Genomic DNA, 15,069 nt, shown 5'->3' with positions numbered 1-15,069 from the left:
TAGGGCCCGGCATACGTGCTCGTGCCGTTGGCCTGCCTCGGGATGGCGAGGACGGCCAGGGCATCCGTGGAGCCACCCGGCAGGTCCTTGCTCGCGAAGCTGCGGGAGATGCCGTAGGCGACGTCTGCACAGGTCACGGGGGTGCCGTCCTGCCAGAGGATGCCCTCGCGCAGGGTGAACGACCAGGTCTTCAGGTCATCGCTGGCGGTGCCGGTGTCGGTCGCGAGGTCACCGACCAGGCGATCCTGTGCGTCGGGGTCGACGTTGGGTGCGTACGCCGTCAGCGTGCGGGCGAACACCCGACCGGCGAACGCGATGTCGTCGCGCGAGGCCAGCCGTTGCGGGTCCCAGGTGAGCACCGGGCCCAGGGCGAGTGCCCGGATGGTGCCGCCGTCCCGGTTGACCCGCTCACCGACGGCGGAGGTCGCCGTCGCCCGATCCGGGTCGACCTTGGGCTCGTCACGCAGGACGAACACCCCGGCCACGACGAGGGCCGCCACGACCAGGGTGCCGAGCACGACGGCCGCGAGGCCGGCGTGCCGGTGAGCAACCGGCATCCGAAGCCGCCGTTGCGCGTGCCGTTCGGCACGCGTGCGTCTCGGTTCCTGCGCTCCGCCGTCATTCGCGGACACGTTCGGTCAGCTCTTCCTCGCGCGGGCGGCGGCGCGGGCGCGCAGCGTCTGGTCGAGCTCGACCTTGCGGATGCGAACAGCCTCCGGGGTCACCTCGACGCACTCGTCCTCGCGGCAGAACTCCAGCGACTGCTCGAGGGAGAGCGCCCGCGGGGGCGCGAGCCGCTCGAGGACGTCGGCACCGGCGGAGCGCACGTTGGTGAGCTTCTTCTCCTTGGTGATGTTGACGTCCATGTCGTCGACCCGGGAGTTCTCGCCGACGATCATGCCCTCGTAGACCTCGGTCGTCGGGGCGATGAAGAGGGTGCCTCGCTCCTGCAGGTTCATCATCGCGTAGGCGGTCGCCGGACCGGAGCGGTCGGCGACGAGCGAACCGCTGATCCGGGTGGAGATCTCGCCGACCCAGGGCTCGTACCCCTCGAAGACGTGGTGGGCGATGCCCGTGCCACGCGTGTCGGTGAGGAACTGGGTGCGGAAGCCGATGAGACCGCGTGAGGGCACGAGGTACTCCATGCGGACCCACCCGGTGCCGTGGTTGGTCATCTGCTCCATGCGACCCTTGCGCGCCGCGAGGAGCTGGGTGATGGAGCCGAGGTACTCCTCGGGCGTGTCGATGGTGACGCGCTCCATCGGCTCGTGCACCTTGCCGTCGATGACGCGGGTCACGACGACCGGCTTGCCGACGGTCAGCTCGTACCCTTCGCGGCGCATCTGCTCCACGAGGATGGCGAGCGCGAGCTCACCACGACCCTGAACCTCCCAGGCGTCCGGGCGCTCGGTCGGCAGGATGCGCATGGAGACGTTGCCGATGAGCTCGCGGTCGAGGCGGTCCTTGACGAGGCGCGCCGTGACCTTGGCGCCCTTGACGCGGCCGGCCATGGGGCTGGTGTTGATCCCGATCGTCATGGAGATGGCGGGCTCGTCGACGGTGATGAGCGGCAGGGGGCGCGGGTCGTCGACATCGGCGAGGGTCTCGCCGATGGTGATCTCGGGGATGCCGGCGACGGCGATGATGTCGCCGGGGCCCGCGCTCTCGGCCGGCTTGCGCTCGAGGGCGTCGGTCATCAGCAGTTCGGTGATCTTGACCTTCTCGACGGAACCGTCACGGCGGCACCACGCCACCTGCTGGCCCTTGCGGATGGTGCCGTTGTGGACCCGCAACAGGGCCAGGCGCCCGAGGAAGTTCGAGGCGTCGAGGTTGGTGACGTGCGCCTGGAGCGGCGCGTCGGAGTCGTAGGACGGGGCCGGGATGGTCTCGATGATCGTGCGGAACAGCGGCTCGAGGTCCTCACCGTCGGGCAGGCCCCCGTCGGCCGGGCGGTTCATGGACGCGCGGCCGGCCTTGGCCGAGGCGTAGACGATCGGGAACTCGAGCTGGTCCTGGTGGTGCTCGGCGTCGACCATGAGGTCCATGAAGAGCTCGTAGACCTCGTCGACGACCTCGGAGATGCGGGCGTCGGGGCGGTCGACCTTGTTGATGCACAGGACGACCGGCATCTTCAGGGCGAGCGCCTTGCGCAGCACGAAGCGGGTCTGGGGCAGCGGACCCTCGCTGGCGTCGACGAGCAGCACGACACCGTCGACCATCGACAGGCCGCGCTCGACCTCGCCACCGAAGTCGGCGTGGCCGGGGGTGTCGATGATGTTGATCGTCATGCCGTCGGTGAGCCCGGCGTCGAGCGCAGCCTTCCCGGCGTAGTGCACGGCGGTGTTCTTCGCGAGGATGGTGATGCCCTTCTCACGCTCGAGGTCACCACTGTCCATCGCGCGGTCGGCGATGTGGTCGTGTTCACCGAAGGCCCCCGACTGCCAGAGCATCTTGTCGACCAGGGTGGTCTTTCCGTGGTCGACGTGGGCGACGATGGCGACGTTACGGAGATCAGCGCGACGGGATACAGGCATAACCACCAGTCTCTCAGGTAGTTCGCCACCGACCGAATCGAGTGCAGCGCGCACGGTCTGGTGCAGGATCTGCGCGCAGATCAGGTCTCACTTGGATAACCACTGGCGCAAGGACGGGTCCGCAGGCCGTTTTTGCCGTTATGGTCACCGGCACGGAGGGTGGGGAGACTCATCACCTCGCCTGCCGGGCCCAAAACTCGACCGCCCACCCGGGCGACCCGAGGTTCGCATAACCCCAAGCGAGGTTGATCGATGAAGCTCAAGCGGAAGGCGCCAGTTGTCCTGTTGACGGCGGCCGCCCTCACCGTGACCGGCTGCGCCCAGTCAGACCGTGAGTCGGAGTCCACCGACACCGGCACGGCCAGCGGCGAGTTCAAGGACACGTTCACGTTCGGCGCCGCCGGCGCACCGAAGTTGTTCGACCCGTTCTACGCCACGGACGGTGAGACGTTCCGGGTCACCCGCCAGATGCACCAGGGTCTGCTCGGCGTCAAGCCGGGTACCGCCGACGTCCAGCCCGAGCTGGCCGAGAGCTGGACCCCCTCCGCAGACGGCCTGACCTGGGAGTTCAAGCTCAAGCAGGGGGTGAAGTTCTCCGACGGCGAGCCGTTCAACGCCGAGGCCGTCTGCGCGAACTTCACCCGCATGTACGAGTCCAAGGGCGCCGCGCAGACCGCAGCCGAGTACTGGGGCTACTTCTTCGGCTCGTTCAGCGACAAGCCCGAGGGCTCGCTGTACAAGTCGTGCGAGGCCAAGGACGAGTCCACCGCGGTCATCGGCATCACCCGCGCGACGTCGAGCTTCCCGACGATCCTGTCGCTCGACTCGTTCTCGATGCAGTCCCCCAAGGCCATGGCCGCCGGGGATGCCGGGAACGTCCAGGCAGCGGGCGAGGGCTTCACCTACCCGCCCTACGTCATGGCCCCCGTCGGCATCGGCCCCTACAAGCTCGACAAGTACGACGAGGCCAACAAGACGGTCACGCTCGTCGCCAACGACATGTTCTACGGGGAGAAGCCGAAGACGGCCAAGCTCGTCTTCAAGATCATCCCCGACGAGAGCACCCGCCGCCAGGAGCTGCAGGCCGGCTCGATCGACGGCTACGACCTGCCCAACCCGGTGGACTGGAAGGGTCTTGAGGACGAGGGCAACAGCGTCGAGGTCCGCCCGGCGTTCAACATCCTCTACATGGGTCTGAACGCGAAGAAGAACCCCGTGCTCAAGGACCTCAAGGTTCGCCAGGCACTCTCCCACGCGATCAACCGTGACCAGATGGTCAAGACGCAGCTGCCCGAGGGTGCGCAGGCCGCGAGCCAGTTCATGCCCGACACGGTCTCCGGCTACAACACCTCGTTGCAGCCCGACGCCTATGACCCGGAGAAGGCCAAGGCCCTGCTCAAGGAGGCCGGCGCCGAGGGCATGACCCTGCAGTTCGCCTTCCCGACCGAGGTCTCGCGTCCGTACATGCCGGACCCGCAGAAGATCCACGACGCCTTCAAGAAGGACCTCGAGGCCGTGGGCATCAAGGTCGATGTCGTCAGCAAGCCGTGGAACGGCGGCTACCTGGACGACGCCAGCGCGGGCAACTACGACGCCTGGCTGCTCGGCTGGACCGGTGACTACAACGCCGCGGACAACTTCCTGGGCACGTTCTTCAGCAACTACGAGCAGAACGACTTCCAGACAAGCGCCTACCCGTGGGGCAAGAAGCTGTCCGAGGACCTCAAGGCCGCGGACGCGATCGTCGACGAGGCGGCGCGCAAGGCTGCCTACGAGGAGCTCAACAAGCAGATCGCGCAGGAGTACATCCCGGGCCTGCCGATCAGCCACTCGCCGCCGGCGCTCGTCGTGAGCTCGAAGGTTCAGGGTCTCGTCGCGAGCCCACTGACCGCCGAGATGTTCGACCAGGTCACGGTCAGCAGCAAGTGAGTCAGGGCGACTGAAACAAGTCGTTCATCCCGTGCGGTGGCCGCCTCGAACCACTAGGGTCCGAGGCGGCCACTGCTGTCTCACCGGAGCATCAAGGAGCCCCCGTTGGCGAGATTCATCATCAGACGCCTCATCCAGATGGTCGGGGTGGTGTTCGTGCTCTCGCTGCTGCTCTTCCTGTGGCTGCGGTCGCTCCCCGGCGGGCCGGTGTCCGCCATCCTCGGCGAGCGCGCCACGGACGAGTCACGAGCCGCCCTCGAGAAGGCGTTCGGCCTCGACCAACCGGTGTACGTGCAGTACCTGAAGTTCCTCCAGCGCGCCTCCCAGGGTGACTTCGGCGCCTCGACGGCCGTCCTTCCCGGACGTGACGCGCTCGAGATCTTCTTCACCCGGCTTCCGGCGACCATCGAACTGAGCATCATCGCGATGGCGATCGCCATCGTGCTCGCGATCCCGCTGGGGTACGTGGCAGCCAAGCGCCACGGGTCGAGCATCGACAACGGCGCCGTGGTGCTCTCCCTCATCGGGGTCGCCGTGCCCGTCTTCTTCCTCGCCTTCCTCCTCAAGTACTGGTTCGCCATCAAGACCCAGACCTTCCCCGTCTCTGGGCGTCAGGATGCCGCCCTGGGCTGCACCCGCGTGACGAACTTCTTCGTCCTGGACGGCTTGCTCACCCGGGAGTTCGACTGCTCCGCCGACGCGCTGCGCCACCTCGTGCTCCCCGCGATCGCTCTCGCGACCATCCCGTTCGCCGTCATCTTCCGGATCTCCCGCGCGTCCGTGCTCGACGTCCTCGACGAGGACTACGTGCGCACCGCGGAGGCCAAGGGCCTGACCGCCCAGGTCATCCGAGCCCGACACGTCATGCGCAACGCCCTGCTCCCCGTCGTCACGACGATCGGCCTGCAGACCGGCGGCCTGCTCGCCGGCGCCGTGCTCACCGAGACGGTGTTCAACTTTGGCGGTATCGGCTCCACCCTCGCCCAGGCCTTCACCCAGCGCGACTACGCGGTGCTCCAGGTGCTGATCCTGGCCACCGCCACGATCTACGTCCTGGTCAACCTGCTCGTCGACATCTCCTACGCGATCATCGACCCGAGGGTGCGTGCCCGATGAGCCCCCGCAACCCCATGAACGCCCGCAAGCAGCGGATCGACGACCTCGCCGCCTCGAGCGTGATCGTCGACGACGCCGGCGCCGTCGACGAGGCCCCCGGAGTCTCCCTCATCGCGAGCGCATGGCGTCGCCTTCGTCGCGACCCGGTGTTCCTCCTCGGTGCCACCATCACGGGCCTGTTCATCATCGTCGCGATCATCGCGCCGTGGATCGCACCGCACGACCCCGACGCCCGCCTGCTCATCGACCAGGTCAGCCGGCAGTCCAACCCCATCCCGGGGCCTCAGGACGGGTTCCCGCTCGGTGCGGACGACCGGGGGCGCGACCTGCTCTCCCGCCTCATCGTCGGCAGCCGCCAGACCCTGCTCGTCGGCGTCGCGGCAACCCTGTTGGGCCTGTTCGGTGGTCTCGTCCTCGGCATCCTCGCCGGCGCCTTCGGTGGTGCCGTCGACGCGTTCGTCATGCGCGCGGTCGACGTCATGCTCTCGATCCCCTCGCTCCTGCTCGCCGTCTCCATCGCGGCGCTGGCACGTCAGCCCAGCCAGTGGACGGTCATCATCGCCATCGCGGTGGTGCAGATCCCGGTCTTCGCCAGGCTCCTGCGCGGCTCGATGCTGGCGCAGCGGTCCAGCGATCACGTGCTCGCCGCCAGAGCACTCGGCGTCAAGCGCAGCGCCATCATCTTCCGCCACATGGTGCCGAACTCGCTGGGGCCGGTCATCGTCCAGTCGACCCTGGTGCTGGCCACCTCCATCATCGACGCCGCCGCGCTGTCCTTCCTCGGTCTCGGCAACCCCGACGACGCCAAGCCCGAGTGGGGCCAGATGCTCGGACAGGCGCAGGTGTACATCCAGGACTACCCGCACCTGGCCGTCTACCCGGCCCTGTGCATCGTCTTCGTCGCCCTCGGCTTCACCCTGATGGGCGAGTCGTTGCGCGAGGCCCTCGACCCCAAGAGCAGGAGGTGACGAGGTGACCGCCACGGCATCCCCTCCCCCCACGACCACCCGCGGTGACGCGCCGCTGCTGTCGGTCCGTGACCTGCGGGTGACGTTCACCCGCCGCGGCGAGAAGCCGTTCAAGGCCGTCGACGGGGTGAGCTTCGACGTGCGCCCCGGCCAGACGGTCGGCCTCGTCGGCGAATCCGGCTGCGGCAAGTCGGTCACGTCGCTGGCCATCATGGGTCTGCTGCCCAAGCGCGGCAACACCGTCGAGGGTGAGGCCTCCTTCGAGGGCGTCAACCTGCTGACCCTGGACGAGAAGGCCAAGCGCGAACGCCGCGGACGCGACATCGCGATGATCTTCCAGGACCCGTTGTCGTCCCTGAACCCCGTCGTCCCGGTGGGGCTCCAGGTCACCGAGGTGCTCGAGCGGCACCGCGGCATGTCTCGCAAGGCCGCGACGCCCGTGGCCCGCGACCTGCTGAAGAAGGTCGGCATCCCCGATCCGGACCGTCGCCTGAAGGACTACCCCCACCAGATGAGTGGCGGAATGCGGCAGCGGGCGCTCATCGCCATGGCGGTCGCGTGCGCACCACGACTGCTCATCGCCGACGAGCCGACGACGGCCCTCGACGTGACGATCCAGGCGCAGATCCTCGCGCTGCTCAAGGAACTCGTCCAGGACACCGGCACCGCCCTCGTGATGATCACCCACGACCTCGGCGTCGTCGCCGGGCTGTGCGACGAGGTCAACGTCCTGTACGCCGGCCGCATCGTCGAGCGCGGCGAGCGCCACGAGCTGTTCGCCGACCCTCGGCATCCGTACACCAACGGCCTGCTGGCCTCGATCCCCCGCCTCGACGCCCCGCGCGGCGAGCGGTTGACGCCGATCCCCGGGTCGGTGGCCGACAACCTGCCGTGGGACAGCGCCTGTGCGTTCGCGCCCCGGTGCTCCCAGCCGGTCGACGCCTGCGTCCACACCACCCCGGCCCTCGACGAGACCGGCCGCCGGTCCCTGCGCTGCCACAACCCCGTGAGGTGACGTGATGACCGACACGACGACCCAGGCAACCCCTCCCTCCGGCGACGAACGCGACGTGCTCGTCGACGTCCGCGGCGTCAAGGTGCACTTCCCCATCAAGCGGGGCGTCATCTTCGACAAGGTGGTCGGCCACGTGTACGCCGTCGACGGCGTCGACCTCCAGATCCGCCGCGGCGAGACCTACGGCCTCGTCGGTGAGTCGGGCTGCGGCAAGTCCACCCTCGGCAAGGCGATCCTCAACCTCGAACCACCGACCGAGGGCAGCGTCATCCTCGACGGCACCGACATCGCATCCCTGCGCGGGGAGGAGCTGCGTCGGCGCCGCAAGGACATCCAGATGGTCTTCCAAGACCCGATGAGCAGCCTGGACCCTCGCCAGTCGGTGGAGTCACTGCTCGTCGAAGGCATGCGTGCCCACGGCCTGGACACCGACGGAGCGAGCACCAAGAAGCGGCTGCGGGAGCTGCTCGCGGCCGTCGGGCTCCCTGCTGCGGCCCTGACGAAGTACCCGCACGAGTTCTCCGGTGGCCAACGTCAGCGCATCGGCATCGCCCGGGCGCTGTCCGTCGAGCCCAAGCTCATCGTCGCCGACGAACCGGTGAGCGCCCTCGACGTCTCGGTGCAGGCCCAGGTCATCAACCTCCTCGAGGAGCTGCAGGACGAGTTCGACCTCACCTACCTCGTCGTCGCGCACGACCTCGCCGTCGTGCGGCACATCAGCGACCGGATCGGGGTCATGTACCTCGGTGGGCTCGTCGAGGAGGCCGGCGCCGACGACCTCTACGGCCAGCCCCTGCACCCGTACACGCGCGCGCTGCTGTCGGCCGTGCCGGTTCCGGACCCGACCATCGAGGACACCCGTGAGCAGATCCTGCTGACGGGTGACCTGCCCTCGCCGTCCAACCCGCCACCCGGGTGCCGGTTCCACACCCGCTGCCCGTGGCGCCAGGAGACCCGCTGCGACGACGAGCGGCCCCCGCTGCGCGTGGTGCAGATCGACGGCGTCGACCCCAGCCACCGGGTGGCCTGCCACTGGGTCGAGCAGATCGCCAGCGGCGAGATCCGTCCGCACGAGGTGGCACCGGTCTACGTCGCTCCGGGTGACGGCGACGCCGGCGCCATCGACGACGACACCTTCACCGGCCCGGCATCCGTGACCGAGGTCATCTGACCCGCCCGGCGCACGTCGGATGCCGCCCGCGCCCCCCGCGCGGACGGCATCCGTCGTCGGGTCCACAATGGCCCCATGAGCCGACTCCTTTCCGCTGACGAGGTCGCCACCCAGCTGGCCGGGCTGCCCGGGTGGTCCCGGCGCGACGAGAGCCTGGTCGCCACGTTCGAGGCACCCGACTTCCCCGCGGCGATCCGCCTCGTCGAGGCCGCTGCCGACGAGGCCGAGCAGATGAACCACCACCCGGACATCGACATCCGCTGGCGCACCACGCACTGGCTGCTGACGACCCACGACGCCGGAGGCCTGACCCAGCTCGACATCGAGCTGGCCCACCGGATATCGGCGGCCGCGGCGGCTCAGGGGGCGTCCGCTCGTGACTGAGACCTCGCCGGGCACGGCACCCGAGCACACCGAGGCCCACGACGGGTCGATCGCCGGCCGTCTCAACGCGTTGCGGGCTGGAGTCCTCGGCGCGAACGACGGCATCGTGTCCACCGCTGGCCTCGTCATCGGGGTGGCCGCGGCGACCACCGACCGCAGCGCCGTGTTCACCGCGGGCATGGCCGGGCTCGCCGCCGGCGCGATGAGCATGGCCGTCGGCGAGTACGTGTCGGTGAGCACGCAGCGCGACACCGAGAAGGCCCTGATCGCCAAGGAGATCCGCGAGCTCGACGAGGAGCCCGAGGCCGAACTGAACGAACTGGCCGGCATCTACGCCGCCAAGGGACTGACCCCCGACCTGGCCCGCCAGGTGGCCGAACAGCTGACCGCCCACGACGCCCTGGGCGCCCACGCCGAGGCCGAGCTGGGGATCGACCCGACCCAGCACGCCAACCCGTGGCAGGCGGCCTGGGCGTCGATGCTCGCCTTCACCCTGGGGGCCCTGCTCCCCCTGCTGGCCATCCTGCTCCCGCCCCTGCCGTGGAGGGTGCCCGTCACCGTCGCGGCCGTGGTGCTCGCACTGGCCGCCACGGGCTGGGTCAGCGCCCGCCTCGGCGATGCCGACGCGCGCCGCGCGACGGTGCGCGTGGTCGCCGGGGGCCTGCTCGCCATGGCGGTCACCTACGGCATCGGAGCGTTGGTCGGCACGCAGCTAGGCTGACCCGCCATGAGCTCTCGACTGCTCGTGATCCAGCACGAGAACGACGCCCCGGCGGCCTGGCTCGGGCAGTGGTGGAACGACCTCGGCTTGGAGCTGACGGTCGTTCGCGGCCACCTCGGCGAGGCCGTGCCGGGCCCGGGGCAGTGGTCCGGGTACGACGGCCTCGTCGTCCTCGGCGGGGCGATGAGCGCCTGCGACGACGCCGTCGCGCCGTGGCTGGCCCCCACCCGCGACCTCATCGCGGATGCCGTGGCGCGCGAGGTCCCCACCCTCGGGGTGTGCCTGGGCCACCAGCTGGCCTCGGTGGCCCTCGGTGGGTCGGTGGGACGCAACCCGTCGGGCCGCACCACCGGTGTCGTGCCGGTGGCCCTCACCGATGCCGGGGCGAGCGACCCGCTCCTCGCGGGCGTCGACGGCGCGCTGGCGGTGCACTACAACGACGACGTCGTGCTCGAGGTGCCCACCGGAGCCACCGTGCTCGCCACCCTCCCCGACGGGCGGCCCCAGGCCCTGCGCTTCGGGCCGAGCGCCTGGGGGGTGCAGTTCCACCCGGAGACCTCCCCCGAGGTGTTCGCGGCCTGGCTGCGCTGGGACTCACCCGACGGCACCACCCCCGAGCAGGAGGCCCTGCTCGCCCAGGTGACGGCTGGCCGCGAGGACCTGCAGAGCACCTGGCGGGTGTTCGCACAGCGCTTCGCCGCCCTGCTCCCCGCGCACCCGGGCGTGCCTGCGTCTCCCGTCACGTCCTGAGTCCCCCGCCGCCGCACGGGAGTAACGTCGGCACCGGCGGGTCCCGCACCCCGCGGTCGACCCAGCCGTGACGGAGCACGCCATGAGCACCTCGACCTCGGCGGATCCTCGCGAACGCATCCTCATCCTGGGTGCTGCGGGACGCGACTTCCACGACTTCAACGTCCTGTACCGCGACGACCCCCACTCCGAGGTCGTCGCGTTCACCGCGACGCAGATTCCCGACATCGACGGCCGCACCTACCCGCCCGCGCTCGCCGGGCCGCACTATCCGCACGGCATCCCGATCGTCGACGAGTCCGGTCTGGAGTCGCTCATCGCGCGTGAGCGGGTGGACACCGTGGTGCTCGCCTACTCCGACCTGGCGCACACCCAGGTCATGCACCTCGCCTCGCGCGTGGTCGCCGCAGGTGCCGACTTCGTCGTGCCGGGCGCCCGCCGCACGACGCTGCGCTCGCGTCGCCCGGTCATCGCCGTGACCGCCGTGCGCACCGGGGTGGGCAAGAGCCAGACCACCCGCTACGTGGCCGCGTTGTTGCAGTCGATGGGGCTGCGTGTCGTGGCGGTCCGCCACCCGATGCCGTACGGCGACCTCGCTGCGCAGACCTGCCAACGCTTCGAGACCCACGCGGACCTCGTGCGGCACGACTGCACCATCGAGGAACGCGAGGAGTACGAGCCGCACATCGACGCCGGGGTCGTCGTCTACGCCGGGGTCGACTACGGGGCCATCCTGCGCGAGGCCGAGGCCGAGGCGGACGTCGTGCTGTGGGACGGCGGCAACAACGACCTGCCGTTCTACGTCCCCGACCTCCACATCGTGCTCGCCGACCCGCTACGGCCCGGTGACGAGGCCGCCTTCCACCCTGGTGAGGCGAACGTGCGGATGGCCGACCTGGTCATCATCGCGAAGTGCGACTCGGCGACCGCCGGGGACATCGCGGCCGTCGAGGCATCGGTGCAGGCGCTGAACCCGAGGGCCGAGGTGCTGCGCTGCGACAGCCCGGTGACCCTCGACGACCCGGCAGCGGTCACCGGGCGACGGGTCGTCGTCGTCGAGGACGGCCCCACCCTCACCCACGGGTCGATGTCCTTCGGTGCCGGTGTGGTCGGCGCGAAGGATGCCGGGGCGGCCACGATCGTCGACCCGACGCCGTTCGCGGTGGGCGCGTTGGCGGCGACGTACGAGCGCTACCCCAACGCGCGCGGCATCCTGCCGGCCATGGGCTACGGCGAGGCCCAGACCCGCGACCTCGAGGCCACGATCCGCGCCATGGTCGACGCCGGCGTCGTCGACGCAGTCGTGTCGGGCACGCCCATCGACCTGACCCGGGTCCTCACCGTCGACGTCCCGCTCGTGCGGGCCCGTTACTCGTTGCGCGAGCAGGAGCCCGGCCGGATCGAGGCGGCGCTGCGCACGACCCTGGGTCGCTGACGGCTCAGTCGTGGGCCGGCCGGCCGTGCAGGGCGCGGAACAGGGGCCCTGCCAGGTCCGCGCGGCGGACGTCCTCCAGCGAGACGACCTCCCCGTCGGGCCCGGCGAGCGGCACCCGCCAGTTCGGGTACTCGTCGCTGGTCCCGGGCTGGTTGATCGCCCGCCGGTCCCCCACCACGTCCGCGAGCGCGACGGCCACCATGCGGCTCGGTGTGAGCGCCATCCACCGGTGCAACGCGGCGACGACGGCGTCGACGTCAGCCACGGCATCCGGCGACAGCAACCCGCGCTCGATGCAGGCGTCGCGCAGCCGGGCGATGGAGGCCTCCTCGATCGCCCGCTCCTCCTTGACCGGGCGGGTCAGCAGCCCCAGTGACTCGCGGATCGCGATGTGCTCGAGCAGCAGGTACCCCGCTGACGGCGGCAGGTCGTGCGTCGTGACGGTCGACAGGCACAGGTCGCGGTAGTGCTCGGGCGGCTTGGGCCGCTCACCCTCCCACTCGAACCACAGGATCGAGGTGCCGATCAACCCCCGCTCGGTCATGTAGTCGCGCACGTGCGGGGCGACGACGCCGAGGTCCTCTCCGATGACGACGGCCCCGGCCCGCTGCGCCTCCAGCACGAGGATGCCGAGCAGCGCCTCGTGGTCGTAGTGCACGTAGGTGCCGTCAGCGGGGGTGCCGCCCGCAGGGATCCACCAGAGCCGGAACAGGCCGATGATGTGGTCGACCCGGATGCCGCCGGAGTCGCGCAGGACGGTGCGCACCATGTCGCGGAACGGGCCGTAGCCCAGCTCCGCGAGCCGGTCGGGACGCCATGGCGGCTGGCTCCAGTCCTGACCGAGCTGGTTGAACTGGTCGGGCGGGGCGCCGACGGTGACCCCCGTGGCGAGTGCGTCGCCCAGGCCCCAGGCGTCGGCCCCGACCGGGTGCACCCCCACGGCGAGGTCGTGCACGATGCCGAGCGGCATCCCGGCCTCTTGGGCCGTGCGCTGGGCGCCGGCCAGCTGCTCCTCGAGCTGCCACTGCAGCCACTGGTGGAAGGTCACCGCCTCGAGGTGGTCCTCGCGGTAGAGGGCGACCGCGACGGAGTCGGGGTCCTGGAGCTCCTCAGGCCAGGTCGTCCACGGCAGCCCGTGGTCGTCGGCGATCGCGCACCACGTCGCGAAGGTCGTGAGGCCGCTGCCCTCGCGCGCGCAGAACTCGGCGAAGGCCTGGTCGCGCTCCGCCGTGCGGCCGGCGCTGAACACGATCCACAGGGCCTCGCGCTTCGCGGCCCAGGCGTCGTCGCGGTTGATCCGGTCGACGGAGTTCAGCGCCGTCGCCACCGCACCGAACGCGGCGACCTTCGCGGATGCCGCGTCGTCGAGGTCGGCGGTCTCGGGCACGTCCGCGACCCGCAGGTAGAGGGGGTTGACGAAGCGCCGCGTGGTCGGCAGATAGGGCGAGGGCTCCATCGGCGCCACCGGCTGCGCGGCGTGCAGGGGGTTGATCAGGACGAAGTCGGCGTCGTGCTCGGTGGCGGCCCAGGCGGCGAGCTCAGCGAGGTCGCCGAGGTCCCCCACCCCCCAGGAGCCGGCGGAGCGGACCTGGTAGAGCTGCGCCATCAGGCCCACGGCACGGCCCCGGGCCAGTGCGGGGGGCAGCTCGAGACGGTGGGGGGTGACCACGAGCGTGGCATCGACGCTGCGCGGGTCCATCGGCGCGGCATCCACGTCGGCCACGATGCGGTGCCACCCGAGCGGCAGGTCCCCGGGAAGCTCGAAGGTGGCCTCGCCGACGGCGACGCCGTCGACGTCGCGGTCCGGCACCCACCGGTCCACCTGGCGCACCTCGCGCACCGAGCCGTCCTCGAGGTGGACCGTGAGGCGGATGCCGGTGCCCGCCGGCACGTGGGCGAACACCCACGGGGTCCACCCCTCACGGGCCACCACCGTGGCGGGGAGGGTGCGCCGCCACGGGGCGAGGTCGACCTCGGTCAGCGCCCGTTCGACCTGCTCGTCGCCGTCGCTGTCGACCCCGAGCGCGGTGAGCACGGCGGTGATCGCCGGGGCCGTCACCGTGACGTGCTGGCCCTGCCAGTCCCAGTACTCCGTCGCGACGCCGTGGGCGTGGGCGAGCTCGACGAGTCGGGGCGACGGTGCGGCGGGGTCCATGGCCCCATCCTGCCAAGCCGGGGCGGGTGGGTCAGACCTCGCCCCGCCACGAGTGTTGCGGGTCGTAGCCGAGAATCCGTCGCGCCTTGTCGATCGACAGGAGGGTGTCGTGCTCCCCGAGGTCACCGCGGACCTCGACACCCGGGAACTGCTCGGCGACGAGGTCGGCGTTGCTGCGGCTCATCACGGTGTCGGGCGAGGCGATGATGAAGCAGTCGAAGCCCGGCACGGTGTACGCCAACGACTTCTCCACGGCCTGCGCACCGTCGCGGCCGTCGATGTAGCCCCAGAGGTTCCAGCGGCGCAGCGCCGCATCGGCGTCGAAGGACGGGAACTCGGCGTAGTCCTCGACGTCCATGACGTTCGAGAACCGCAGCGCGGTGACCGACAGCTGCGGGTGCCACCGGCACAGCTCGATCGCCATCGTCTCCTCGAGGTGCTTGCCGAGGGAGTAGACGGACTCGGGACGGGCCGGGTACTCCTCGTCGACCGGGACGTACGGCGGCGGGGTCTCGAACGGCAGGCCGAGCACCGTCTCGCTCGAGGCCATGACGACCTTGTCGATCCCGAGGCGGGTCGCCGCGTGCAGGACGTTGAACGTCGTCAGCATGTTGTTGCGGAAGGTCGCCACGTCGGCGTGCAGGCCGGGCGCCGGGATCGCGGCGAGGTGCACCACGGCATCCACCGGTGGTTGCTCGCCGCGTACCCCACCGAGGGCGTCGACGACCTGGCCGTAGTCGGTGAGGTCGATCGCCAACCACCCGCTCCACCGTTCCCCGTGGGTGTCGAGCACGACGACGTCGTGACCAGAGCCCCGCAGGTGCTCCACGACGTGCCGACCGAGCTTGCCGGATCCTCCGGTGACCGCGATGCGCATGGAATGGAGCCTAG

Annotated in this window: 13 protein-coding genes; 9 read left to right on the top strand and 4 right to left on the bottom strand. The window is 70.5% G+C overall.

The features are described 5' to 3' along the window. On the bottom strand, nucleotides 1-557 hold a 557-nt coding region (locus PLL68_RS08130; protein WP_324533272.1), incomplete at its 3' end, for an ABC transporter substrate-binding protein. An 81-nt stretch (nucleotides 558-638) separates the two neighbouring features. Further along, entirely contained in the window at nucleotides 639-2,534 is a 1,896-nt protein-coding gene (typA, locus tag PLL68_RS08125; protein ID WP_324533271.1) for a translational GTPase TypA, read from the bottom strand. Between the two features lie 252 nt (nucleotides 2,535-2,786). On the opposite strand from typA, the gene PLL68_RS08120 reads away from it, so the two are divergent. The 9 genes from PLL68_RS08120 to PLL68_RS08080 all read left to right on the top strand — a co-directional run bounded on the left by PLL68_RS08120 (nucleotide 2,787) and on the right by PLL68_RS08080 (nucleotide 12,023). Beyond that, the gene (locus tag PLL68_RS08120) at nucleotides 2,787-4,463 is read left to right on the top strand and encodes an ABC transporter substrate-binding protein (protein WP_324533270.1); all 1,677 of its coding nucleotides are present in this window, start codon (nucleotides 2,787-2,789) and stop codon (nucleotides 4,461-4,463) included. Between the two features lie 105 nt (nucleotides 4,464-4,568). Next, nucleotides 4,569-5,579 (top strand): ABC transporter permease, encoded by a 1,011-nt coding sequence (locus PLL68_RS08115; protein ID WP_324533269.1) that lies wholly within the window; start codon nucleotides 4,569-4,571, stop codon nucleotides 5,577-5,579. After that, nucleotides 5,576-6,547, top strand: a complete 972-nt coding sequence (locus tag PLL68_RS08110; RefSeq protein WP_324533268.1) for an ABC transporter permease — start codon at nucleotides 5,576-5,578, stop codon at nucleotides 6,545-6,547. Before PLL68_RS08115 ends, PLL68_RS08110 begins: the two co-directional genes overlap by 4 nt. Nucleotides 6,548-6,551: 4 nt before the next feature. Further along, complete coding sequence (locus tag PLL68_RS08105; protein WP_324533267.1) at nucleotides 6,552-7,562, top strand: ABC transporter ATP-binding protein; 1,011 nt, start codon at nucleotides 6,552-6,554, stop codon at nucleotides 7,560-7,562. A gap of 4 nt (nucleotides 7,563-7,566) precedes the next feature. Beyond that, entirely contained in the window at nucleotides 7,567-8,733 is a 1,167-nt protein-coding gene (locus tag PLL68_RS08100; protein WP_324533266.1) for an ABC transporter ATP-binding protein, read from the top strand. Between the two features lie 75 nt (nucleotides 8,734-8,808). Then, nucleotides 8,809-9,117, top strand: a complete 309-nt coding sequence (locus PLL68_RS08095) for a 4a-hydroxytetrahydrobiopterin dehydratase (RefSeq protein ID WP_324533265.1) — start codon at nucleotides 8,809-8,811, stop codon at nucleotides 9,115-9,117. Further along, nucleotides 9,110-9,838 carry a VIT1/CCC1 transporter family protein gene (locus PLL68_RS08090; RefSeq protein ID WP_324533264.1) on the top strand — a complete coding sequence of 243 codons (729 nt, stop codon included), beginning with the start codon at nucleotides 9,110-9,112 and terminating at the stop codon, nucleotides 9,836-9,838. Before PLL68_RS08095 ends, PLL68_RS08090 begins: the two co-directional genes overlap by 8 nt. Before the next feature lie 6 nt (nucleotides 9,839-9,844). Continuing rightward, complete coding sequence (locus PLL68_RS08085; RefSeq protein ID WP_324533263.1) at nucleotides 9,845-10,588, top strand: type 1 glutamine amidotransferase; 744 nt, start codon at nucleotides 9,845-9,847, stop codon at nucleotides 10,586-10,588. 82 nt (nucleotides 10,589-10,670) lie between these two features. After that, nucleotides 10,671-12,023: a cyclic 2,3-diphosphoglycerate synthase gene (locus PLL68_RS08080; protein WP_324533262.1), complete on the top strand. Its 1,353-nt coding sequence runs from the start codon at nucleotides 10,671-10,673 to the stop codon at nucleotides 12,021-12,023. A gap of 4 nt (nucleotides 12,024-12,027) precedes the next feature. Here the strand turns inward: PLL68_RS08080 and malQ are convergent, their stop codons facing one another. Beyond that, the gene (malQ, locus tag PLL68_RS08075) at nucleotides 12,028-14,178 is read right to left on the bottom strand and encodes a 4-alpha-glucanotransferase (RefSeq protein ID WP_324533261.1); all 2,151 of its coding nucleotides are present in this window, start codon (nucleotides 14,176-14,178) and stop codon (nucleotides 12,028-12,030) included. Between the two features lie 31 nt (nucleotides 14,179-14,209). Next, complete coding sequence (locus PLL68_RS08070; protein WP_324533260.1) at nucleotides 14,210-15,055, bottom strand: NAD-dependent epimerase/dehydratase family protein; 846 nt, start codon at nucleotides 15,053-15,055, stop codon at nucleotides 14,210-14,212. Nucleotides 15,056-15,069 lie beyond the last annotated feature (14 nt).

The sequence above is a fragment of the Ornithinibacter sp. genome, assembly GCF_035443565.1.
Lineage (GTDB): Bacteria > Actinomycetota > Actinomycetes > Actinomycetales > Dermatophilaceae > Fodinibacter.
This window is presented reverse-complemented; position numbering and strand designations above follow the sequence as displayed.

What these genes read in the sequence shown, in the direction of transcription:
- PLL68_RS08085 (WP_324533263.1), top strand. Translation starts at nt 9,845, where the DNA reads ATGAGCTCTCGACTGCTCGTGATCCAGCACGAGAACGACGCCCCGGCG.
- malQ (WP_324533261.1), bottom strand. Translation starts at nt 14,178, where the DNA reads ATGGACCCCGCCGCACCGTCGCCCCGACTCGTCGAGCTCGCCCACGCC.
- PLL68_RS08080 (WP_324533262.1), top strand. Translation starts at nt 10,671, where the DNA reads ATGAGCACCTCGACCTCGGCGGATCCTCGCGAACGCATCCTCATCCTG.
- PLL68_RS08110 (WP_324533268.1), top strand. Translation starts at nt 5,576, where the DNA reads ATGAGCCCCCGCAACCCCATGAACGCCCGCAAGCAGCGGATCGACGAC.
- PLL68_RS08070 (WP_324533260.1), bottom strand. Translation starts at nt 15,055, where the DNA reads ATGCGCATCGCGGTCACCGGAGGATCCGGCAAGCTCGGTCGGCACGTC.
- PLL68_RS08120 (WP_324533270.1), top strand. Translation starts at nt 2,787, where the DNA reads ATGAAGCTCAAGCGGAAGGCGCCAGTTGTCCTGTTGACGGCGGCCGCC.
- typA (WP_324533271.1), bottom strand. Translation starts at nt 2,534, where the DNA reads ATGCCTGTATCCCGTCGCGCTGATCTCCGTAACGTCGCCATCGTCGCC.
- PLL68_RS08095 (WP_324533265.1), top strand. Translation starts at nt 8,809, where the DNA reads ATGAGCCGACTCCTTTCCGCTGACGAGGTCGCCACCCAGCTGGCCGGG.
- PLL68_RS08100 (WP_324533266.1), top strand. Translation starts at nt 7,567, where the DNA reads ATGACCGACACGACGACCCAGGCAACCCCTCCCTCCGGCGACGAACGC.